This is a genomic window from Micromonospora sp. NPDC005367, from assembly GCF_040606825.1.
Lineage (GTDB): Bacteria > Actinomycetota > Actinomycetes > Mycobacteriales > Micromonosporaceae > Micromonospora.
In genome coordinates, this window is record NZ_JBEXFP010000013.1 from 1 (window position 1) to 20,647 (window position 20,647).

A 20,647-nucleotide genomic window follows, 5' to 3' on the forward strand; every position below is an offset into this window, starting at 1 on the left:
CTCGGCATCGCCTCGGCCCGGGTGGGTAAGCAGCGGGTCCGATTTGTGCTGGCTGAGCTATTCGGCTGGCGGCCGGACCGTCGCTACGACGTCGTGTTCTTCGGGTTCTGGTTGTCGCACGTTCCGCCCGAACGCTTCGCGTGGTTCTGGTCGCTGGTGGCCGACTGTCTGCAACCGGATGGAAGGGTGTTCTTCGTCGACGACGGGTACCGCACGGTCGAGGAGCTCATTGAGGGCGAGGACTCCCCGGTCGTCCAACGCCGACTCAACGACGGAACGGCCTACCGAATCGTCAAGGTCCCGTACCAGCCCGAAGACCTCGAACAGCAGCTCGACCGGATGGGTTGGCGTATCAAGGTTCATTCAACATCCGGGCCGTTCTACTGGGGAGCGGGAAACCGCGCTCGCCCGCCGCAGGTTCCCTGAGCCAGCGACGGCTGCGGACCCGAGTCGCACCCGGACGGCACGCTCGACTGCCACGGCAGACACCGACTTCGTCAGCATCCGGATCTGCCGCTCTGGGCGACTGGCGTTCATCGCTGCTGGTGACGCACGGTGATGCATGACTACCTCTCCTGCTCCCGCTTCCACCGTTGTACCGACCAATCAGCTCGTTCTGCGTGCCGCGGTGTCCGCCTTTCTGGGCCGCTACCGTGGGGAAACTCGCGTCCATACTGAGTCCGACCTGCGAGTCTTCCTCCGCTGGTGCACCAGCCAGGCCCTTGATCCGCTCGCCATGGCGCGGATGGACGTCGAGCGGTACGTGCGCTGGCTCCAGGACGTCCACCGCTACCAGCCCTCGACGGTCTCGCGGCGCCTGTCGGTCGTGGTCGGGTTCTATCGGGTCTGCGTCATCGATGCCATCCTGGAGCATTCGCCGGCCGACTACGTCCGCCGGCCCACGGTGCCGGCCGAGTCGCCGACCCTCGGGCTGGGTCATTTGCAGTTCGAGGCGCTGATCATTACCGCCCGACTGTCGGCCAACCCGAACGACTTCGCCCTGGTCGCGCTCCTGGGTCTGCTCGGGCTGCGGATCTTCGAAGCCTGCGGGTCGAACATCGCCGACCTGGGTGAGGAGCACGGCCACCGGGTCCTGCGCGTGCGCGGCAAGGGAGGCAGGGTCGTGCTCGTCCCGCTGCCACCCGCGGTGGCCCGAGCCATCGACCGCGCCGTCGACGAGCGCACCAGCGGACCGATCCTGCGCAATACCCTCGGTGTTCGGATGGACCGGCATGCCGCCACCCGCCGGCTCAAGCACCTCGCCCACACGGCGGGGATCCGGATGCCAAGGATGCATCCCCACCTGCTGCGGCACACGTTCGTGACCACCATGCTCGACGCCGGCGTCAGCCTCCGCGACGTGCAGATCGCCGCCCGCCACGCCGACCCGAGAACCACCATGCGCTACGACAGAGCCCGAAAGAACCTCGACCGCCGCCCCAACTACATCCTCGCCGCGTACATGGCCTCCGGGACATAGCCAGCGCTCACGGCTCTGCCGAGATCAGTGCGCCGTTGTCGTCGGACGTTGGATTGCGCGCCTGAGCGACGACGACGAGCGTGGGTCGGCCGAGGCTATCTGCGCCGCTCAGGACGGGTACTTGTTACCAGGCGTCGTTGCGATCAGTACATCGGCCACCGGCTTCCAGCCAAGCGTCCTGTACAGACGTTGACCGTCCTCGCTGGCGATGAGAATGCCGCGTTCGACGCCTTCTTCGATCGCGGAACCGGCCAGTGCACTCATGACCGCGCTGGCTAGACCCTTGCGGCGATGAGCCGGCGTGGTTTCGATCCGGTCTGCGACCGCATCCGTACCGGCCAGTCCCATCGTCCCGCGCGCACCAACCTCCCCCGACTCGTGCCGTACCGTGGCCGTGACCACGCTGTCGCCACCGTGTGGGTCGACCTGGGTCAGCAGCCGGTACGGTGCCGCGGGCATATTCCGCGGATGCCCTCGAAGATCGGCCGTCATCAGCAGTTCCGAGTGCTTGAGCACGATCAGGCCTGCGGCCACCACTGCCGAGGCCGCCCTCGCCGAGTCGATGGTGGGCACGGTCAGCCATGTGATGGCGTCCTCGCCAGCGACTAGCGCAGCCAGCCTGGTGAGCGACGCGAAGTCCTCGTCGGCATCGAGCGCGACGTATTCGATATCGCGGCCGGGCTGCATGCACCGGACCCGCAACGCGCCGCCTACGTCGTCGGCGACGGGCAGCGCGCGGGCCACACCCCAGCCGCGCTGCCAGCGGACGACGAGATCTCGCAGGTTGCTCACCCATCGAGTAGATCACTTGCACCTGAGCGGCCCACCACGCCCTGCGACGCAATGAGCCCGAGGTCACGTGCGCGGATCTGCCGCGTACGGCTCGTCACTGTCCGTCGCGGCGACGGGGATCGGGTGCTCGATCGTGCCGATGAGCGCGGTCTGATCAGGCGCCGACCGCGTCCAGTTCGGTGAGTGCGTCGCCGGGTAGTTCCAGGGCGGCGCCGGTGATGTTCTCGCGCAGGTGCTCCAGCGAGGACGTGCCGGGATGAGCAGGATGTTCGGGGAGCGGTGCAGCAGCCAGGCCAGTGCCACGGCCATCGGTGTGGTCTCCAGCCTTTTCGCGACGCTGTCCAGGACGTCGGACTGCAGCGGTGAGAAGCTCAACGCCGCAAGATCAACGCCGCCGCCCTTGTGCTTCGCTCCCCCATTTGGCGCGAGAAAGCTGCCGCGATAAGACACGGCCAAAGTAAGGGGCCAACTACATAGGCGCTTCATCACTCACGCCCCGCCGAGTCCCGCTCGACGAGCGTCCGGCGTACACCGGCATCGAGCATCGCTCGCGCCCGGTGCTGGCCATTGTTGTACCCCAGTGTCCGGTCACGCAGCGGACGGTACGGTCCGACGGTGTCGCAGAGACGCCGGCCCGCCACCGCCAGCACGACCCGGGGCGGTGACCGTCATGCGGCGTCCGCGTAGCAGTCAACGACGGACAGATCCAGCGGGAACCGCACCGGAGTGTCGCCGAACAGCAGCCGGGACGCCCGTTCGCCGGCGCGGGTGACCGCCTCGGCCACCGCGTCGGCCTGCTCGGCCGGGGCGTGCACGATCACCTCGTCGTGCTGGAAGAACACCAGCTCGGCCCCGGTGCCCGCGAGGTCACCGCGCAGCGTCGCCAGCAGGGTGGAAGCCCACTCGGCGGCGGTCGCCTGGATGACGAAGTTGCGGGTGAACCGGCCCCGGGACCGGGCCGCGCGGGCCCGTGAGCTCTGCGGGTCGGCCACGTCCGGATCGAACGGGCCGTCTCCCGGATCCGTGAACCCGGCCGAGCCGGGCGGACACGTTCGCCCCAGCCAGGAGCGCACCAGGCCACCGGCCTCGCCGGTGCGCGCTGCCGCTTCCACGTAGCCGAACGCGGTCGGGTAGCTGCGCTTGAGCACCGCCAGCGCGGGCACCGCCGCACCGCCGGTCTGGCCGTACATCGCGCCCAGCAGCGCCACCTTGGCCCGGGCCCGGTCGCCGCCGAACGCGTCCTGAGCCAGCGCGGCGTAGAGGTCGCCCGCCCCGCCCGCGGCGGCGAGGCGGGCATCGCCGGAGACCGCGGCGAGCACCCGGGGTTCGAGCTGGCCCGCGTCGGCGACCACGAGCCGCCGGCCCGGGTCGGCCACCACCGCCCGCCGGATCACCTTGGGGATCTGCAACGCCCCGCCGCCGCGGGTGGCCCACCGGCCGGAGACCACCCCGCCCGGTACGTACTCCGGCTGGAACCGACCGTCGCGCACCCACTGCTCGCGCCACGACCAGCCGTGCGCCGTCCAGATCCGGTAGAGCTCCTTGTATTCCAGGACGAGCGGCACCGCCGGGTGGTCGACCCCGCGCAGTACCCAGGCCCGGGTGTTGGGCAGCTCCACCCCGGCCCGGGCGAACGCGCGCAGCAGCTCCGCCGGGGAATCGGCGTGCAGCTGGCGTACGCCGAACGCGTCGGCGATCCGGGCGGCCAGCTCGGCCAGCCGGCGGGGCTGGCCGCCGACTGGGGACGGTTCGCCGAGCAGCTCGGTGAGTAGTTCGTCGTGCACGTCGGCGCGCCAGGGCAGCCCGGCCGCCCCCATCTCGGCGGCGATCAGCGCACCGGCCGACTCGGCGGCGACGAGCAGCCGGAACCGCCCGGGGTGCGCGGTGGCGGCGATGCGGGCGAGCTGGTCGGCGTACACCCGGACCAGCGCGTCGATGCCCGGCCCCGGCGCGCCGGACGGGGTGTCGAACAGCGCGTCCTGACCGAGGCCGGGCGGCGCGGGCGCGCGCGGTGGCGGGTCGGCCGGCACCGGCGCGCCGGTCAGCCGGGCCCAGGCGGCGGCGAGCGAGCGTGGCTCGCCCCAGCGTCCGGCGTGGCCGAGCAGCAGCGCCTCGGTCAGCTCGACGTCGTGACAGCGGTCGACTCGGACCCCGGCACGCAGCAGGCCCGGGTAGACGGCCGGGCCGGACGGCCACACCCAGCGCGGGTGTGCGTCGCGCTCGCGGGCGGCGACCGCGGCGGGCAGGTCGGCCACCCGCTCGGGCGGCCCGGCCGGCCGCCCACCGTCGTCGAGCGCCTGCAGCTCGCCACCACTGCCGCCTTCGCCACCCACCACCGCCACCAGCACGGATGCGATTCTGCCTCGCCCCCCTGACATCCGGCCCGGGTATCGCCTCGTGCCCGGAAGGAGTGGTTGTTCCCCGTGCAACAGCCACTCTCTCCGGGAACGAGGCCCCTGTCCGGCGGTGGGGTTACTTGACGGCGCCGGAGGTCAGGCCGGACTGGATCTGGCGCTGGAAGATCGCGTACACGATGATCATCGGCAGGATCGCGATGGTGAGGGCGGCGAAGAGCCCGGACCAGTCGGCCTCGTATCCGGCGTTGACTGAGATGTCGGCGATGCCCTGGGTGAGCACCCACTTGTCCTTCGCGTTGGAGAGCAGCACCAGCGGCAACTGGTACTGCGCCCACTGGCCGATGACGTTGAAGATCGTGAGGCTGATCAGACCCGGCTTCGCCATCGGCAGCATCACCTGGAAGAACAGCCGGGTGTGCGAACAACCGTCGATCATCCCCGCCTCGGCCACCGACGACGGCAGCGTCTTGAAGAACGCGGCCAGGAAGAAGATCGTGAACGGCAGCGAGTAGGCGATGTAGACCAGCACCAACCCGGTGTGGGTGTTGAGCAGGCCGAGGTTCTTCACCACGAAGAAGAGTGGCACCAGGGCCAGGAAGACCGGGAAGGCCAGGCCGGAGACGAACAGGTAGTAGATCACCCGGTTGCCCCAGAACTTGTACCTGGCCAGCACGTACGCCGCCATCGAGCCGAACAGCATGGTGCCGAAGGTGCTGAAGCCGACAACGATCACGCTGTTCAGGAAGTACCGGCCGACGTTCGCCTTGGTCCAGGCCCGGGCGTAGTTCTCCCAGCGCAGCTCCCCGGGCAGGGTCCACGGGCTGCTGAAGATCTCGGTGGTGTTCTTGAACGAGGCCAGGAACGTCCAGAGGATCGGCACGATCACGATCACCGCCCAGACGGCGAGCGCCACGTGACCGAGGCCGGCGAGCAGTCGTATCTCGGAGGGGCGGCCCTTCCCGCGCCGCCCGGCGCCGTTCCGGGCCCCGGTGTGGGGCAGCGCCGCCGGTGTCGGCGGCAGCGTCGACTGCGGGTTCATGAGTACTCCACGCTTTCCCGCTTGCTGAGCCGCAGCGTCAGGGCCGCGAACGTGATGGTCAGGAAGAACAGCGCCACGCCCATCGCCGAGGCGTAGCCGTACTTCGAGTAGACGAAGGCGTTGCGGTAGATCTCCATCGCCAGGACCGTGGTGGCGCCGTCCGGGCCGCCGCTGTCCACCGAGAGCACCGCCACGATGGCGAACGCGTCGAACGCGGCGATACCGAGGTAGACCCAGGCGACCTGGAGGGTGTCCCAGAGCAGCGGCAGGGTGACCCGGAAGAAGAGCGTGACCCGGGTCGCGCCGTCCATCTCGGCGGCCTCGTAGATCTCCGTCGGGATGGACGCCATCCCGGCGGAGAAGAGCACCACGTAGAAACCGACCGCCTGCCAGACCAGCACCGCGAGGATCGACCAGAGGGCCAGGTTCGGCTTGATGAGGAACAGCACCGGCTCGAAGCCGAACTTCATCAGCACGCCGTTGATCAGTCCGGACTCGTTTGGCCGGTACACCATCTGGAACAGCACCGCGATGATCGCCACGGCCAGGACCTGGGGGAAGAAGAACACCACCCGGTAGAACTTCGACCCCCAGACCCCCTGGCGTTGGCCACCGCTGCTCTTCCCGCCCACGTTGAGCAGGAAGGCGAAGAACAGCGCGATGGCAATGGTGATCAGCGGCAGGGCAAGGAGCAGTACGCCGTGGTGTTGGACCGCCTTCCAGAAGCTGCCGTCGTCCAGCAGTCTCCGGTAGTTGTCGAAGCCCACCCACTGTGGAGCCGACAGGCCCCGCCAGTTGGTCATCGAGATCTGGAACGCCTGCGCGTACGGCGCGATGACGAAAACCACGTACAGCGTGACCGGGACGAACAGGAACCCGATCACGAACGGATACTTGCCGTGCCGCATGACCCTACGCTCCGATCAGCGCTTGAACTTGGTGACGGAGGAGTCCTTCTTGATCGCGTCGGCGCGCTTCTGGACCCGATCCGCGAACGCGTCCGCCTTGATCCGACCGAACATCAGCTCGTTGGTGGCGGTCCGCGCCTCCGTGTCGAGCTCCTTGTACCAGTTGTCGAAGAGCATGTTGAACACGTTGGTACCGGCTGCCTTGAGGGCGGCCTGCGAGCTGGCCACACCCGGCGGGAACTCGTAGCCCTCGCTGCCGGCCGGCACGACGGTGGCCGCGCCCACGGTCTCGGTGAAGCCTCGGGCGCCCGCCTTCGAGAGCATCTGCCGCATGTACTCCATCCCGCCGCGCGGGTTCTTGCTCTTGGCCGAGACGAAGTATCCCTCGCCGCCGGCCGCCCGGATAGCGGTCGCCGGCAGCATGTCCGACGCGGTGAGGCTGGGTACCGGCATCAGCTGGTAGTTGAAGCCGGGCGGCGTGTCCTTCTTCTGCTCGTTCTCCAGCCAGTCCCCGGACGGGTAGAGGGCGAGCTTGCCCTGGTTCTGCCGCAGCTGCACGTCGGTGTGCTTGAGCCCCTCGAAGCTCTTGTCCGAGTACTTGGCCCCGATCTCGGCCCACGCCTCGGCGGCCTGCACGACGGCGTCCTGCTTCCAGGCGCCGTCCTCCAGGTTGTCGATGTTCTTCAGCACGTCGGGGCCGCCGATCTTCGCGGCGTGGGTGAGGATCACGTTCCACTGGTAGTAGGCCGCGTTCGCCCCGGCGTACCCGTACGGCGTGATGCCCTTGGCCTTGATCTGCTCGCAGAGCGCCTTGAACTGCTCCCAGTTGGTGGGCGCGGTCCAGCCGTTGTCGGTGAACAGCTTCCCGGAGTACCAGATGCCGTAGACCGTCGAGACGTAGTACAGGACGAAGGGCTTGCGCCCTCCGTCGGCGGTGTTGAACATGCCCTGCTCGACGACGCCCGGGATGACGGTGTCCCGCACCTTCTTGTTCGGGTCGTCGACCGACGGCGCGTCCCAGAGCTCGGTGAGGTCCTGCAACTGGCCGTCGTTGACGAGCGCGCCGAAGTCGAGGAACTTCTCGCCCGAGTTGTTGACGAACTCCGGCGGGTTGCCCCCGGCGAACCGCGGCTGGAGCACGGTGGAGACCGCCTGGGTCGCCTGGTGCTTGATCTCGGACTTGGGGAACGCCTTCTTGTACAGCGGCTCGTGCACGTCGGTGGCGTACTTCTCGCCGTAGCCGCCGTTGAAGATGATCACCTCGATCGGCGCGTCCTCCTTGATGCCGAGCGGGTTGGTGGCGCTCTTGGTGCCGCCGGAGACCTGCTCGGTCTCCCCGTCGCCGCCACTGGTGGCGCAGGCACCGAGCAGGCCGGCGGCGGGGAGTGCCAGGCCGACGGCGGCGGCGCGACGCAGCACTGTCCGGCGGCTCAGGTCCACCGGGTTCTCGGGGGTAACGGACATCGTCGTCTCTCCTTGTGGGATTCGAGTCAGGCGGTGCGCCGGAGACGCCCGACGTACCGCGACTCGAGGGCGAGGTTGTGCTCGTCCCCGCCGGGGACGTTGGCGGAGAGGTAGATAGGGGGTACCTCTCCGGCCTGGTGGAACCGTCGTACGACCTCCGCGGTCAGCAGCTGCGCCAGCAGCGCGGTGGTGACCGAGGAGACCGCACAGACCGCGCCACCGCCATCGAGCGGCAGCAGTGCGTCGCCGTACGGTGCGCCGTTGTCCAGCACGACGTCGGCGAGGTCGGCGAGCCGCCGGCCGGACGGGTGCCGGGGTACGACTCGCACGGTGTGCTCTACCGAGGTGACCGCGATCAACGGATGACCGCGGTCGGTGACCAGCGTCGCGAGCTCGACGACCGAGCCGTTGATGCCGGACTGGGACGCCACCACGAACACGTCCCGCGGTTCGGGGGCCGCGAGCGCGTAGATCCGGTGGGCGATGGAGGGGTCACGCTCCAGCTTCGGGTCGGCGAGCACGTCACGCGGGGCGTCGCCGTGCAGCACCAGGTCGTGCACCGAGAGCCGGTTGCTGGGGACCAGCCCGCCGGCCCGGGCCACGAGTTCGGCGGCGAACGCCTCGGAGTGGCCGGCGCCGAAGGCCTGGAGCACTCCCCCGGCGCGCAGGCTGGCGGTGATCAGGTCGGCGGCCCGGCCGAGCCCCTCGGACTGAGTGTCGACGAGCCGGTCGAGCAGCGGCCGGACGGCGTCCGCGTACCCCTGGGCGCTGATCATGACGCGGCTCCCTTCGCGGCCTTGTGGCCGTCGACGGCCTGGGCGGTACGGCGGAAGGCCGCGTGGGCCCGGTCGTGCGTCCGCTGCGCCACGGCGATGTAGAGCAGGTCGAGTACGACCAGTTGCGGGTGCCGCGCGCTGAGCGCGTCCGGCCGGAAGGTGGTCGCCTGGCTGGCGGTGACCAGGACGATGTCGGCCAGCTCGGCCAGCGGCGAGCGGGGAAAGCCGGTGAGAGCCACCGTGGTGGCCCCCCGGCTGCCCGCCTCGGCGAGCATCTCGATGGTCTCTCTGGTCTGCCCGGTGTGTGAGATGCCGAGCGCCACGTCGCCGGGGCGTAGCAGCGCGGCGCTGGCCAGGCCCTCGTGCACGTCGTTCCAGGCCCACGCCGCGACGCCGATACGGTGCAGGCTGAACTGCATCTCCTCGCCGACCAGCGCGCTGCCGCTGGCGCCGAAGATGTTCACCCGGGACGCGCCGGCGATCGCCACCGCGGCGCGCTCCACCTCGGCGAGGTCGAGCAGCGCGGCGGTGTCGTGCATGGCGCGGGTGTCCGCGGCGATCACCTGGTCGAGCACTCGGGTGAGCGGGTCGCTGGGCTGGATCTCCCGTCCGATGTCGACGGTCCAGCCGGCGGACCGCGCCCGCCCGGTCTCCGCCGCGATGCCCAGCCGCAGGTCGGCGTAGCCCTCGAAGCCCATGGCCCGGCAGAACCGGGTGACGGTGGCCGGCGAGGTCCCGCTGCGTTCGGCCAGTTCCACGATGGTGGAACGGGCGGCGCTCTCGGGGTCGCTCAGTACGTGCTCGGCGACCCGGCGCAGCGCCCCGGTCAACTCGTCGAGCCCGGTACGGACCCGGGCGAGCACGCCGTCACTTGCGGCGGCGCGCGCGCCCCGTCGGTTGAACGCGTCGGCGTCGACCACCGCGGTCCGCGCGGAGGTGTCCACCTCGTGATCAACCATGGGACGCCTTTCGAAAAGACTGTTAACTGATAGTGGTAAAAGTTCTTACTGCGGGCCCCTCTGTGTCAAGACCGTGGGCGAAGTTTTCAAACTGTTACCTGGTACGCGATCTCGGGCGATGTCCGGCGCTTGCCCCACATCCACCGGACGACCAGCATGAATGCGACGTCGATCAAGAGGTGGGGTGCGGATGTCCGGAACCGTCGTGGTGGGGCTCGATGTCGGCGGTACCTCCACCCGGGCCACCGCCCTCGGGCTGGACGGGCAACGCCTCGGCACCGGCCGGGCCGGGGGCGGCAACCCCACCAGCCATGGCGCCGAACGGGCCGCGACCGAACTGCTGTCCGCGCTGCGCGGGGCGCTCGGGAGGGTCGACCCGACCCGGGTGCGCGCCGGGGCCATCGGCCTGGCCGGGGCCGGCCGCCTGCTCGCCGATCCCGCCGGCCGGGCGGCCTTCGACCGGGCCTGGCGCGACGCCGGGATGAGCTGCCCGTACGCGGTGTACGGCGACGCGTTGGTCGCGTACGCCTCGGGTACCGCCGACCCCGACGGCACGGTGCTCATCGCCGGCACCGGCGCCATCGCCGCCGGGGTGCGCGAACTGCGGCTGGACCGTGTGGCGGACGGGCACGGCTGGCTGCTCGGCGACGCCGGCTCGGGGTTCTGGCTGGGCCGGGAGGCGGTCCGACGGCTACTGGGCGACCTGGACAGCGGTCACGCACCCGACGCGCTGGGCCGGCGGCTGCTCACCGACCTGCTCGGCTCGGCCGCGGTGGCGCCGCGAGCCCGGGACACCGTCGACGCGCTCATCCAGGTGGTGACCCGCCGCCCGCCCGTGGAGCTGGCCCGGCTGGCACCGACCGTGGTCGCCGCCGCGGTGGCGGGCGAGCCGGCGGCGACCGGGCTGATCGCCGACGCCGCGACCCACCTGATCAACAGTGTGAGCCGGATCCGGCCGGCCGACGCCGGCGGTCCGCTCGTCCTCGGTGGCGGGCTGCTGACCGGGGGCACCCCGCTCGCCGCCGCCGTCCGCGCCGAGGCCGCCCGGCGTTGGCCGCGGGCGCCACTGTGCAAGGCCGGCGACGGGGCCGCCGCCGCGGCCTGGCTCGCCGCCCGGGACCTGCCCGAGGTAATCGACCCGGCCGCACTGCACGCCCTCCTGGTCGCTCCCACGCCCTGATCGCAACTGAGGAGCCCCGCCCACATCGCCCACACGTGCCCGGCGCCCTCCCGGAGATCGTGCTGGATCCTGGATGTAGTGGCCTCCGCCCGTTCCAAGAGCACCCTTTCCGGGATCGAGCACGATCTCGCTGCCGCGCCGCGTAGAGCAGCTGCGCCAGTGCGGATCGGGATCGGTCAGCGCCTGCGCGTCACTTGAGCTGACCGGCAGTGAGGCCGGACTGCACCTGACGCTGGAACAGCACGTAGACGACCAGCACCGGCAGGGTGGCGATGGTCAGACCAGCGAAGAGACCACTGTAGTCACCCTGGTAGCCCTGGCTGACCGCCAACGCGGTGAGCCCCTGCGCCAGCACCCACTTCGAGTCGTCGCCCTGCATGAGCACCTGGGGCAGGATGAACTGGTTCCACTGACTCAGAAAATTGAAGATCGCAATGCTGATCATTCCCGGTCGGGCCATCGGCAGCATGACCCGGAAGAAGAGCCGGAAGTGTCCACACCCGTCGATCAGCGCCGCCTCCGCGACCGCGGTCGGCAGGGTCCGGAAGAACGCGGTCAGGAAGAAGACGGTGAACGGCAGCGAGTAGGCCGCGTACACCAGAACGAGACCCGTCCAGGTGCCGAAGAGGCCGGCGTTGCGCACCACGAAGAAGAGCGGTACGAGAGCCAGGAAGACCGGGAACATCATCCCGCCGACGAACAGGTAGTAGGCGACCTGGCGGCCGCGGAACTCGTACCGGGCGAAAACATACGCGGCTGCGGCGCCCATCAGCATGGTCAGGGTGAGCGAGCCGGCCACCACGATGGCGCTGTTCAGGAAGTAGCGGCCGATGTGCGCCTCGGTCCACGCCCGGGCCCAGTTGTCGAACCGCAACGCCCCGGGCAGCCCCCACGGGTCGGACAGGATCTCCCCGTCGCTCTTGAACGAGCTGACGAACATCCACAGCAGCGGCAGTACGGTCAGCAGGCCCCAGAGCAGCAGGAAGCCGTGTGAGAAGACGTTGGCGGCGCCCGACTCGCGGCGCAGCCCACGGTCTCGCGGCAGCCGCCGGTCGTCCGCGGCGGCGCCCTCGGACGCGGACTTGTCGAGAATGGTCACGAGTACTCGATCCGATCACGCCGGGCGGCCCGCAGGGCCAGTACCGCCACCGACAGGGTCAGGAAGAACAGCACCACGCCGATCGCCGAGGCGTACCCGAACTTGCTCTCGCTGCCGAACGCCGTCTCGTACATCCGCAGGCCGATGACGTCGGAGGAGAAGTTCGGGCCGCCGTTGGTCATCTGCTGGATCAGGATGAACCCGTCCAGCGCCGCGATGGCCAGGTAGATCCAGGCCACCTGCACGGTGTCCCAGAGCAGCGGGATGGTGACCCGGCGCAGGGTGGTCCACCGGGACGCGCCGTCGAGCAGCACCGCCTCGTAGATGTCGCGCGGGATGGCCGACATGGCCGCGCCGAAGAGCACCACGTAGAAGCCCACGTTGGCCCAGACCATCACCGCCAGTACGCACCAGAAGGCCGTACGGGGATCGCCGAGCCAGGTCGGCGCGGGCAGGCCGACGGCGCGAAGGGCGCCGTTGAGCAGACCGCTGTTGGGGTGGTAGACCTCCTTCCACAGCAGGGCGATGATCACCACCGAGAGCACCTGCGGGAAGAAGTAGACCATCCGGTAGACCGCCGTGCCCCGCACTCCGGTCACCCCGGCCCGACCCTTGCGCCCGCCCATGTTGAGCATGGTGGCGAAGAAGAGGCCCAGCCCGATCGTCAGCACCGGCACCACGGCGAGCAGCAGCGCGTTGTTCTTGAGCGCGTTCCACACCCGTCCGTCGTGCAGCAGCGTCTCGAAGTTGGCCAGCCCGACCGGGTCGGCCTCGGCCGAGTAGCCGAGCCAGTCGGTCGTCGAGATCTGGAAGGCCTGCAGGTACGGCGAGACGACGAAGACGAGATACAGCAGCAGCGGCGGCACCAGGAACGTCAGGATCAGCGGGTACTTGCCATGTCTCACGAGTCGGCCCTACTCCCGGAAGCGGTGACCGGTGGGGACCGCTCGTCCCCACCGGCCGGACGTCACGCGGTCCGCTTGTACTTCTTGATCGAGCTGTCCTGGGCGATCGAGTCGGCGCCCCGCTGGCACTGGTCGAGGAAGTCCGCCGGACCGATCCGGCCGCTGAAGAACTCGCCGCACGCCGCGTCGACGAGTTCCCGCTCCAGCTTCCGGTAGTAGTTGTTGTAGACCCAGTTGAAACCGTTGCTGCCGGAGGCGTCGAGCGCCTTGACCACGGTGCCGAGACCGAACGGCAGCTCGACGCCCTCGGTGGAACCGGCCACGATGGTGAGGCTGGCGACCTTCCGCGTGAAGTCCTGCGCTCCCCTGAGCGAGAGCATGGTCCGGAAGTACTCCAGGCCGCCGGCCAGGTTCTTCGCCTTGGCCGGCACCATGAACGGCTCACCTGCGGTGCCGCGGATCGCCTCGTACGGCAGCTTGTCGCCACTGCCGAGACTCGGCGTCGGCTGGATGATCATGTTGAAGCCCTCAGGAGTGACCTTCTTCTGCTCGCTCTCCAACCACGAGCCGCAGGAGATGAAGGCGGCCTTGCCCTGGCACCACGCGGTCTGCGACTGCACGTGGTCCAGGCCCGGCGAGCCGTCCAGGATGAACTTGTCCTTCACGATCTGGTGCCAGGCGTCGGCTGCCGTCTTCATGGCGTCGGACTTCCAGGCGTTCGGCTCCAGGTTGTCGATCGCCATGGCGACGGGCGGGCCGCCGAGCTTGACCGCGGTGGCGATCAGCGGCCAGCTCATGTATCGGGGGTGCTTGCCGGCGTACGTCCAGGGCGCGATGCCCGCGGCCTTGATCTGCCGGCAGAGCGCGATGTGCTCGTCCCAGGTCTTCGCGTACTGCCAGCCCCGCTCGCCGAAGAGCTTGGTGGAGTGCCAGATGCCGTACGCGGTGTAGGTGTAGTTCAGCACTAGGAACTTGCCGTCGTACGACCCGACCTCGACCGCGCCGGGCAGCAGGGTCTCCTTGACCGTCTTGCCGGGGATGTCGAGGCTCGGCGCGTTGAGCAGCTCCCCCAGGTCGGCGATGGCGTTCTGGGAGACCAGGCCGTTGAAGTCGATCTGACCGGCGCCGGAGTTGTTCACCACGTCCGGCGGGGTGCCGTCGACGAAACGCGGCTGGAGGGTCTTGTTGATCTCCTGCGTCGACGAGTGCTCGATCTCCGCCTTCGGGTACTTCTCCTTGTACATGGCCTCGTGGGCCTTGGCGTACTCCTCGCCGAACCCACCGTTGAAGATCACGACCTCGAGCGGGGCGTCTTCCTTGACGCCGAGCGGGTTCTGCTCACTCTTCGTGCCCTTGTACGTCTCCGCGTCGCTGTCGCCGCCACCGCCACCGGTGGCGCAGCCGGCGAGCAGACCGGCGGCGGGAGTGGCCAGCAGGCCGGCGGCGGCGGTGCGCCGCAGGATGTCACGCCTGTTCATGCTCTCTCCTCGGTTCGGGCCGGGCGGCCGTCGGTGAGTGGGGGTGGGCGGCCGCCGTACGAGGCGCGGGGGAACTGTTGATTGTCTTCAGTTCGCAAATTGTTGCTGAAGAATTTCTACGACAGCCGGGGTGCGGACCGCAATACCTGCACATCGAACCGTTATCCGTCACTGCGACACGAGCAGCCCGGCCGACGACACCCCCGCGCCGGCGCCCTCCGCAGCCATGCCGGCCAGCGGTCCCCGCCCACCGCCGTGACACCCGTGCGCTGGCCCGGCTACGCCGAGCCTCTCACTCTCATCTCGCACCCGGTCGGCGCCGCCCGGGTATCTTGATCAGAATTCGCACCCTCGGCCGACCTGTCGGTGATGGGTGCGTGGGACTCCAGCGCGCGGCCCGGACGGTCCTCGGCGGACAGAGGGTGGCTCGACCCCCTACAGGGGAAACCGGGGCCGGCTGCTCGAGCGGAGGGACGCCGTACCGTGCGTCCTCCCCGGGCCGCCGTCAGGTGACGGCGCAGTGCCCGATCCGCGCTCCGGCCCGACGCGGGGCTGAACGGCGGGCCGCACAGCGGCGGCGGAGGTCGGGTCGGTGCCGGGGGTCGGCCCTGGGGGCTCGGTGGACGGCGTCGCAGCGGGCGCGGGTTGCGACACGACGGTGGACCCTGGTACGTCGGCGGTGATCGACGCGACGGCACGGCGGCGTGGCGGTAGGTGCAGCGCGGAAGCGACCAGTGCGAAGGCTGCCCAGCCGGCGGCCAGCGCCACCGCCGATGAGACATCCTGGAGGTAGTGGTAGGCGGTGAGGAATCCGACCAGTGCGAGGCTGTTGCAGGCGAAGTTCCGGCTGAAGTCGGCCAACTGCGGGCGGGCCTCGACCGCGACCAGCTTGAGCAGCGCCGGCAGACCCAGCCGGCGGGTGTCGGTGTCGGCGGTCTCGTCACCCGACCCGGCGCCGCCGGCACCCCGCTGGGTGTCCCCGCCGTCCGAGCCGGCGCTTCCCTTACCTGCGCCAGGAGCGGCCGCGGTGCTCGGCGACCCGGCCCGACGGAGCAGCAACAGCATTGCCACCAGCCAGAGCACCAACGTGCCGGCCAGGGCCGCCTCGAACGGAACCGGCACGGCCAGCAGGCCGGCGCTCAACGCCACGTGGCTGATCAGCCGCTTCGCGCATCGCCTCGGCGAGCTGTGTGGTGGTCCGGACGAGCCAGGGCGGACCGTCCAGCAACGTACGCAGGTGGAACCGGCGCTCCGCACGGGCCAGCGAGTCCACCAGCAGAGAGATCGTGATCCCCATCAGGCCGGCCAGCAGGGACTCGACCCCGGAAGCGGCGTTGGTGAGGTCGCCGGGGTACCGCGGCGGCGAACCCATCCGGTGACCTGCACGCCGGCCGGTACAGTCCTGACCGTGCCCGAGCGTCCGACGCCACCGCCGCCCGACGCCGCCCTCCCCGCGCCACCCGCGGTCACCCCCGTGCCGGTGCCCTTGTCCGGCGGCGCGTTGCCCGGCGACGGCACGGCGATCGTCGAGGGGATCGCCCGGTGGGTCGGCACGCCGTCGCTGCGCGGCCTGGTGGCCCACTTCGGCGGCGACTGGCCGGCCGCCAGCCTCGGCGCCGTGCTCGCCGGGCTCGACGAGTTCTCGGCGCGGCACTGGGACTTCCGGGGTGGCCGGGAGCGGCCCGAGGCACGGGAACCGGCCCTCGCCCCGGCCACCGCCGCGCAGGTCGTCGCCGCCGCCAGCACGCTCGGCCTGGTACGCCCCGAGGCGCCGGCCCTACCCCGGTACGCGCACCTGCTCGTACTCGGCGGCCTGGCGTCCGCCTGCCTGCGCCGGGTGGCGTACGCCGCGCACCTGCTGCGCGACGGCGTCGGGGTGACCGGCGAAGTGGCGGTGCTGGGCAGCTTCCGGCCGCTGTCCGAAGCGGAGCGGCGCACCCTCGCCGAGGCCGAGGTGACCGACGCCGACACCGAGGTCGACGCGCTCGACGCCGCGGTACGGCGCGCGTTCGGAGTGACCCGGCCCGATCGAGACGACGGCGTGGACGCGGGACACCCACACCGATCCTGGTCGTCGCGAACGTACCGCCCGACCGGCTTCCCACCCGTGCGGGTGCTGGCCGCCCCGTCCAGTGAACCGCAGCACCGTCGCGCGCACACCGCGGACACCCAACGCTTCTGGGCCGGGCACGCCCGGCTCTCCCCCGGCGACCAGATGCTGCTGGTGACCCACCCGATCTACGTGCCGTTCCAGCACTGCGACGCGCTGCGCACCCTCGCGGTGCCGTACGGGGCCGGGATGGACACAATCGGCGTCGACCCCGCGATGCCCGACCCGGCCCGGCTGCCCGAGCCGACGCTCACACCGGGGCGCTACCTCCAGGAGATCCGCTCGGCCATCCGCTCGATGCGTTCCCTGCACACCGCCCTCGGCCACGAGGGGTGACGCCCCTGCGCACCCGCTCTCCCGCGTGGGGGCACGCCGGCCGGTGCTCGACAGGCTGCTCGGCTTGGTGATCACGGTGTTGGGGGCGGTGGCGCTGGTCAACGGTGGGCGCCTCCTACTGAGTGGCCTCTCCTGACACTTGTGCTCCGGCTCTACCTTGTGAGTCACGGTCGGCTCGGCCAGGTGGGCGCAGATGCAGATCATCGAGCACAGCATCATCGGTACTCGCGCGGCGGTGGTGCGCCTCCGGCGTCCGGGCAGCCAGTTGCAGTTCGTACTCTTTCCCATGCTGCACGTGGCGAGCCCGCAGTTCTACGCGGCGGTCACCGAGCGGCTGCGGCAGTGTGACGTGCTCGTCGTCGAGGGGGTCAGCGGACGATCCGTCCTCGGCTGGGCGGTCACGCTCACGTACCGGGTCATGCCCGCCAACAAGCGCTCCGGCCTGGTGGTCGATTCCATCCCGTACCGGTCGCTGGGCATCGAGGTGATCAACCCGGACGTGACGACCGCGGAGTTCGCCCAGGACTGGCGCACCATGCCACTGCGCCACCGGCTCCTCATGTGGTGTGCCATTCCGTTCGTGGTGGTCGCCCAGTTCTTCGGCGGCCGGAAGGCGCTGCTCTCACCGAAGGTGGAGGTGAACGACCTGCCAGGACCCCAGGACGAGGAGTACGCCGACGACGAGTTCACCGAGCAGATCGAGCGCACGCTCGGCGGCACCCGGGACGAGCGGCTGCTCGCCGCCCTCTCCGAACTCATCCGTACGCGCGCCGCGGAGCCGATCGACGTGGCCATCGTCTACGGTGCCGGTCACGTGCCGGCGATCCTCCGTGGACTTTCGGACCGGCACGGCTACCGCCCGAGGACGGGCGAGTGGCTCACAGTCCTGGAGGCCTGACATCCGACCAGAGGTCAGCCGGCGGTGTCGCGTACCGCCTCGGCGAAGACCTCGGAGCGGTGCTCGAAGTTACGGAACCGGCCGTAGCTCGGCGCGGCGGGCGAGAGCAGCACCACGCCGCCGACCGGGGTCAGCTCCCGGGCCAGCCGGACCGCGTCCACCAGATCGTCGACCGTCTCGGTCCGCACCTTCGGCAGCCCGGCGAGCGCCTCGACGATCCGACGGCCGCTGTCCGGAATTCCGATGACGGTGATCTCGCGCTCGGCCAGGTGCTCCCGCAGCGGGCTGTAGTCCAGCCCACGGTCGGTGCCGCCGACGATCACGGTGAGCGGCCGTCCCTCGTACGCGTCGATGGCGTGCATGGCGGCGTACGGGCTGGTGGCGAGGGTGTCGTCGACGAAGGTGAGCCCGGACGGGTCGACGATCTCGGTGAGCCGGTGGGCCAGTCCCTGGAACCCGGCGACCGCCACGGCGAGCGTGTCCTTACCGGCGACGACGTCCACTCCGAGCGCGTCCAGCACGGCGAGCGCGACGCAGAGGTTGCCCTCGTTGTGCCGACCGACCAGTGGCAGCACGGCGCGCGGGAAGAGCGGCTGGTCGCGGAGGTGGAACCAGGGCGCGCCGTCCGAGCCGGTGGCCACGTGCGCGGTGTCGGGCAGGCCGGCGCGGACGGCTGCCCGGTCGCCCAGTTCGAGTGCGAGCCGCGGGTCGTTGCCGTTGACCACCACGGTCCGCGGCCCGTACGCGAGCAGGTTGAGCTTGTCCCGGTAGTACTCGGCCTCACCGCCGTGGGCGTCGAGATGCTCGGGGAAGAGCGCGGTGACCACCGCCACCCGGGGCGAGTCCGCCAGGTCGCTGCACTGGTAGCTGGAGAGCTCCAGCACGTAGAGGTCGGCCTCGGGCAGGTCCAACGTGGGCACGCCGATGTTGCCGCCGAAGATGTTCGGCCGGTCCACCGCGTTCAGCAGGTGGCTGATCAGGCTCGACGTGGTGCTCTTGCCCTTGCTGCCGGTGACCCCGACGGTCCGGTCGGCGTGGTCGGCCATCCAGAGCGCGGTGCCCTGGGTGATGGTGACGCCCTGGCGGCGCAGCTCGACCAGCCACGGGTGGGTCTGCGGCACGCCCGGCGAGCGGACCACCACATCGGCGGCGGCGAGCCGGGCGAAAGCCTCCTCGCCGGTGACGAGCGGGGCGGCCTCGGCCAGCGGCCCGTCCCACGGCAGCGAGAGGAAGTTGGCGCTGTCGTCGACGGCGACCAGCTCGGCCGGGCCGTGTGCGGCGATCGCGGTCACCGCCGCCCGACCCTCCCGGCCGGTCCCCCAGACGGCGACGGAACGTCCGCGCAGGTCAGACAAGCGCACAGGTGATCTCCTCCGGGTTTCGGCGGTACCGGACGGTCCGGGTGTCGCGGTGCGGGTCCGGCACAGCCGGGCACGGCCGGACGAACCAGGGCCTAGTATGGCGTGTGCGCTACGAGCAACTGCGGCGGATGGACGCCTTCGGATTCCCGTCCTACTCGATCGACCTCTCCACCGGTGAGGCGTTGTTCGACTACGCTCTGACAGGTCCTGCCGGTGAGCAGCGGTTCACCGAGGCGATCACGTTTCCGCTCCCGGAGGCGCCGCCTTCCGACGAGGCGGTCGCTGCCCTCGGTCGGGTGCTCGAACTGCTGCACGTCATCGCCGGAGTCAGCTACTACAAGACCGCCGCGCCCGGCCGGCTGGTGCTGCCGGCTCCGCTCGGGCCGGCCGCCGCCGAGCTGGTCACGGCCGTCTACACCAAGGGCCTCGGGGAGTACGCGTACCGCAACCAGTTGCCGCATGTGCTCCAGCTCACGCCGGAGATCCCGGACGGCTCCGTCAAGCCCCTGGCGCCACTGGACAACTCCGACCGGCGGCCGCTGTCGGCGGTCGGCGGCGGCAAGGACTCGATCGTCAGCCTGGAGGCGCTACGGCGCGCCGGCTTCGACCCGGTGCCGTTCTCGGTCAACCCGAACCACGTGATCGTCTCGGTGAACGAGGCGTCGGGGCTCGCGCCGCTGGCCGCCCGCCGCCGGATCGACCCGGTGCTGTTCGACCTGAACGCCGCCGGCGCCCGCAACGGACACATCCCGGTCACCGCGATCAACTCGCTGATCGCGGTCGCGACGTCGGTGCTGCACGGGCTGGGGCCGGTGGTGATGTCCAACGAGCGCTCCGCGTCCGACCCGAACCTGATCTGGGACGGTCACGAGATCAACCACCAGTGGTCCAAGGGGGTCGAGGCCGAGGGGCTGCTGCGCGCCGCGCTCACCGAGCACGCCGGACTCGCCGAGCCCTACTTCTCCCTGCTACGGCCTCTGTCGGAGCTGCACATCGCCCGGCTCTTCGCCGGCATCGACCGTTACGACGACGTGGTGACCAGCTGCAACGCGGCGTTCAAGCTGCGTGACCCGAGCGACCGTTGGTGCCGGGACTGCCCGAAGTGCCGATTCGTCTTCCTGGCGCTCGCCCCGTTCATGCCCCGGGAACGGGTCACCCACATCTTCGGCGGCGACCTGCTCGCCGACGAGGCGCAGATCCCCGGCTACCGGGAGCTGCTCGGGGTGGACGGGCACAAGCCGTTCGAGTGCGTCGGCGAGGTGGAGGAGTCGGTGGTGGCGTTGGGCCTGCTCGCCGAGCAGGAGCAGTGGCGCGACGCCCCGGTCGTACGCGCCCTGGTGGACGCCGTACCCGACACGGCCTGGTCGGTGGTCGCCACCTCGGACGTCTTCACCCCCGGCGGTGGCCCCAACCACGTCCCCCCGGCCTACGCAAAGGCCCTGACCACCCTCTCCTAACCCTCTCCCTCCCCGCCCCCGTATCGCCCCGGTGCGCCCCCGATCGCC

At 70.5% G+C, this 20,647-nt stretch carries 18 protein-coding genes and 1 pseudogene; 6 read left to right on the forward strand and 13 right to left on the reverse strand.

The genetic code is table 11. The features are described 5' to 3' along the window. Positions 1–426: class I SAM-dependent methyltransferase (locus ABZS42_RS11775; RefSeq protein ID WP_355144279.1), on the forward strand; the 426-nt coding region annotated here is incomplete at its 5' end. Between the two features lie 202 nt (positions 427–628). After that, positions 629–1,480: a tyrosine-type recombinase/integrase gene (locus tag ABZS42_RS11780; RefSeq protein ID WP_355144281.1), complete on the forward strand. Its 852-nt coding sequence runs from the start codon at positions 629–631 to the stop codon at positions 1,478–1,480. 108 nt (positions 1,481–1,588) lie between these two features. Here the strand turns inward: ABZS42_RS11780 and ABZS42_RS11785 are convergent, their stop codons facing one another. From ABZS42_RS11785 to ABZS42_RS11820, 8 genes and pseudogenes are all read right to left on the reverse strand, one after another. After that, positions 1,589–2,272, reverse strand: a complete 684-nt coding sequence (locus tag ABZS42_RS11785; RefSeq protein ID WP_355144283.1) for a GNAT family N-acetyltransferase — start codon at positions 2,270–2,272, stop codon at positions 1,589–1,591. 154 nt (positions 2,273–2,426) lie between these two features. Beyond that, positions 2,427–2,641: pseudogene (locus ABZS42_RS11790) on the reverse strand (aldo/keto reductase); the annotation flags it as partial. A 299-nt stretch (positions 2,642–2,940) separates the two neighbouring features. Beyond that, positions 2,941–4,650, reverse strand: coding sequence for a bifunctional 3'-5' exonuclease/DNA polymerase (locus ABZS42_RS11795; protein ID WP_355144285.1), 1,710 nt, complete (start codon positions 4,648–4,650; stop codon positions 2,941–2,943). Between the two features lie 94 nt (positions 4,651–4,744). Further along, positions 4,745–5,668: a carbohydrate ABC transporter permease gene (locus tag ABZS42_RS11800; RefSeq protein WP_355144287.1), complete on the reverse strand. Its 924-nt coding sequence runs from the start codon at positions 5,666–5,668 to the stop codon at positions 4,745–4,747. Then, a complete protein-coding gene (locus ABZS42_RS11805) occupies positions 5,665–6,576 on the reverse strand; it encodes a sugar ABC transporter permease (RefSeq protein WP_355144289.1) in 912 nt (303 codons plus the stop codon). The genes ABZS42_RS11800 and ABZS42_RS11805 overlap by 4 nt, the downstream gene beginning before the upstream one ends. Positions 6,577–6,591: 15 nt before the next feature. Further along, the gene (gene ngcE / locus ABZS42_RS11810) at positions 6,592–8,040 is read right to left on the reverse strand and encodes an N-acetylglucosamine/diacetylchitobiose ABC transporter substrate-binding protein (RefSeq protein WP_355144291.1); all 1,449 of its coding nucleotides are present in this window, start codon (positions 8,038–8,040) and stop codon (positions 6,592–6,594) included. A 26-nt stretch (positions 8,041–8,066) separates the two neighbouring features. After that, positions 8,067–8,816, reverse strand: coding sequence for an SIS domain-containing protein (locus tag ABZS42_RS11815; protein ID WP_355144293.1), 750 nt, complete (start codon positions 8,814–8,816; stop codon positions 8,067–8,069). Then, complete coding sequence (locus ABZS42_RS11820; protein WP_355144295.1) at positions 8,813–9,775, reverse strand: MurR/RpiR family transcriptional regulator; 963 nt, start codon at positions 9,773–9,775, stop codon at positions 8,813–8,815. The genes ABZS42_RS11815 and ABZS42_RS11820 overlap by 4 nt, the downstream gene beginning before the upstream one ends. Before the next feature lie 190 nt (positions 9,776–9,965). On the opposite strand from ABZS42_RS11820, the gene ABZS42_RS11825 reads away from it, so the two are divergent. Beyond that, positions 9,966–10,955, forward strand: a complete 990-nt coding sequence (locus ABZS42_RS11825) for a BadF/BadG/BcrA/BcrD ATPase family protein (RefSeq protein WP_355144297.1) — start codon at positions 9,966–9,968, stop codon at positions 10,953–10,955. A 190-nt stretch (positions 10,956–11,145) separates the two neighbouring features. Here ABZS42_RS11825 and ABZS42_RS11830 read toward each other — a convergent pair whose 3' ends face one another. From ABZS42_RS11830 to ABZS42_RS11845, 4 genes are all read right to left on the reverse strand, one after another. Further along, positions 11,146–12,054 carry a carbohydrate ABC transporter permease gene (locus ABZS42_RS11830; protein ID WP_355144299.1) on the reverse strand — a complete coding sequence of 303 codons (909 nt, stop codon included), beginning with the start codon at positions 12,052–12,054 and terminating at the stop codon, positions 11,146–11,148. After that, positions 12,051–12,959, reverse strand: a complete 909-nt coding sequence (locus ABZS42_RS11835; protein WP_355144301.1) for a sugar ABC transporter permease — start codon at positions 12,957–12,959, stop codon at positions 12,051–12,053. Before ABZS42_RS11835 ends, ABZS42_RS11830 begins: the two co-directional genes overlap by 4 nt. Before the next feature lie 62 nt (positions 12,960–13,021). Beyond that, the gene (gene ngcE / locus ABZS42_RS11840) at positions 13,022–14,437 is read right to left on the reverse strand and encodes an N-acetylglucosamine/diacetylchitobiose ABC transporter substrate-binding protein (RefSeq protein ID WP_355144303.1); all 1,416 of its coding nucleotides are present in this window, start codon (positions 14,435–14,437) and stop codon (positions 13,022–13,024) included. A 435-nt stretch (positions 14,438–14,872) separates the two neighbouring features. Further along, a complete protein-coding gene (locus ABZS42_RS11845; RefSeq protein WP_355144305.1) occupies positions 14,873–15,586 on the reverse strand; it encodes a hypothetical protein in 714 nt (237 codons plus the stop codon). A 259-nt stretch (positions 15,587–15,845) separates the two neighbouring features. Here ABZS42_RS11845 and ABZS42_RS11850 point away from each other — a divergent pair, with 259 nt between their 5' ends. Both ABZS42_RS11850 and ABZS42_RS11855 read left to right on the forward strand, forming a co-directional pair. Then, entirely contained in the window at positions 15,846–16,883 is a 1,038-nt protein-coding gene (locus tag ABZS42_RS11850; RefSeq protein ID WP_355144307.1) for a hypothetical protein, read from the forward strand. A gap of 193 nt (positions 16,884–17,076) precedes the next feature. Next, on the forward strand, positions 17,077–17,781 hold the full coding sequence (locus tag ABZS42_RS11855) for a hypothetical protein (RefSeq protein WP_355144309.1): 705 nt from the start codon (positions 17,077–17,079) through the stop codon (positions 17,779–17,781). A gap of 14 nt (positions 17,782–17,795) precedes the next feature. On the opposite strand, the gene murD is transcribed toward ABZS42_RS11855, so the two are convergent. Beyond that, positions 17,796–19,142 carry a UDP-N-acetylmuramoyl-L-alanine--D-glutamate ligase gene (murD, locus tag ABZS42_RS11860; RefSeq protein WP_355144311.1) on the reverse strand — a complete coding sequence of 449 codons (1,347 nt, stop codon included), beginning with the start codon at positions 19,140–19,142 and terminating at the stop codon, positions 17,796–17,798. Positions 19,143–19,246: 104 nt separating this feature from the next. Between murD and ABZS42_RS11865 the strand changes: the two genes are divergently transcribed. Beyond that, on the forward strand, positions 19,247–20,599 hold the full coding sequence (locus ABZS42_RS11865; RefSeq protein ID WP_355144313.1) for a hypothetical protein: 1,353 nt from the start codon (positions 19,247–19,249) through the stop codon (positions 20,597–20,599). The last annotated feature ends 48 nt before the right edge of the window (positions 20,600–20,647 follow it).

Coding starts and splice junctions, on each gene's coding strand:
- ABZS42_RS11795 (WP_355144285.1), bottom strand. CDS start 4,650: ATGTCAGGGGGGCGAGGCAGAATCGCATCCGTGCTGGTGGCGGTGGTG.
- ABZS42_RS11800 (WP_355144287.1), bottom strand. CDS start 5,668: ATGAACCCGCAGTCGACGCTGCCGCCGACACCGGCGGCGCTGCCCCAC.
- ABZS42_RS11805 (WP_355144289.1), bottom strand. CDS start 6,576: ATGCGGCACGGCAAGTATCCGTTCGTGATCGGGTTCCTGTTCGTCCCG.
- ngcE (WP_355144291.1), bottom strand. CDS start 8,040: ATGTCCGTTACCCCCGAGAACCCGGTGGACCTGAGCCGCCGGACAGTG.
- ABZS42_RS11815 (WP_355144293.1), bottom strand. CDS start 8,816: ATGATCAGCGCCCAGGGGTACGCGGACGCCGTCCGGCCGCTGCTCGAC.
- ABZS42_RS11820 (WP_355144295.1), bottom strand. CDS start 9,775: ATGGTTGATCACGAGGTGGACACCTCCGCGCGGACCGCGGTGGTCGAC.
- ABZS42_RS11825 (WP_355144297.1), top strand. CDS start 9,966: ATGTCCGGAACCGTCGTGGTGGGGCTCGATGTCGGCGGTACCTCCACC.
- ngcE (WP_355144303.1), bottom strand. CDS start 14,437: ATGAACAGGCGTGACATCCTGCGGCGCACCGCCGCCGCCGGCCTGCTG.
- ABZS42_RS11855 (WP_355144309.1), top strand. CDS start 17,077: ATGCAGATCATCGAGCACAGCATCATCGGTACTCGCGCGGCGGTGGTG.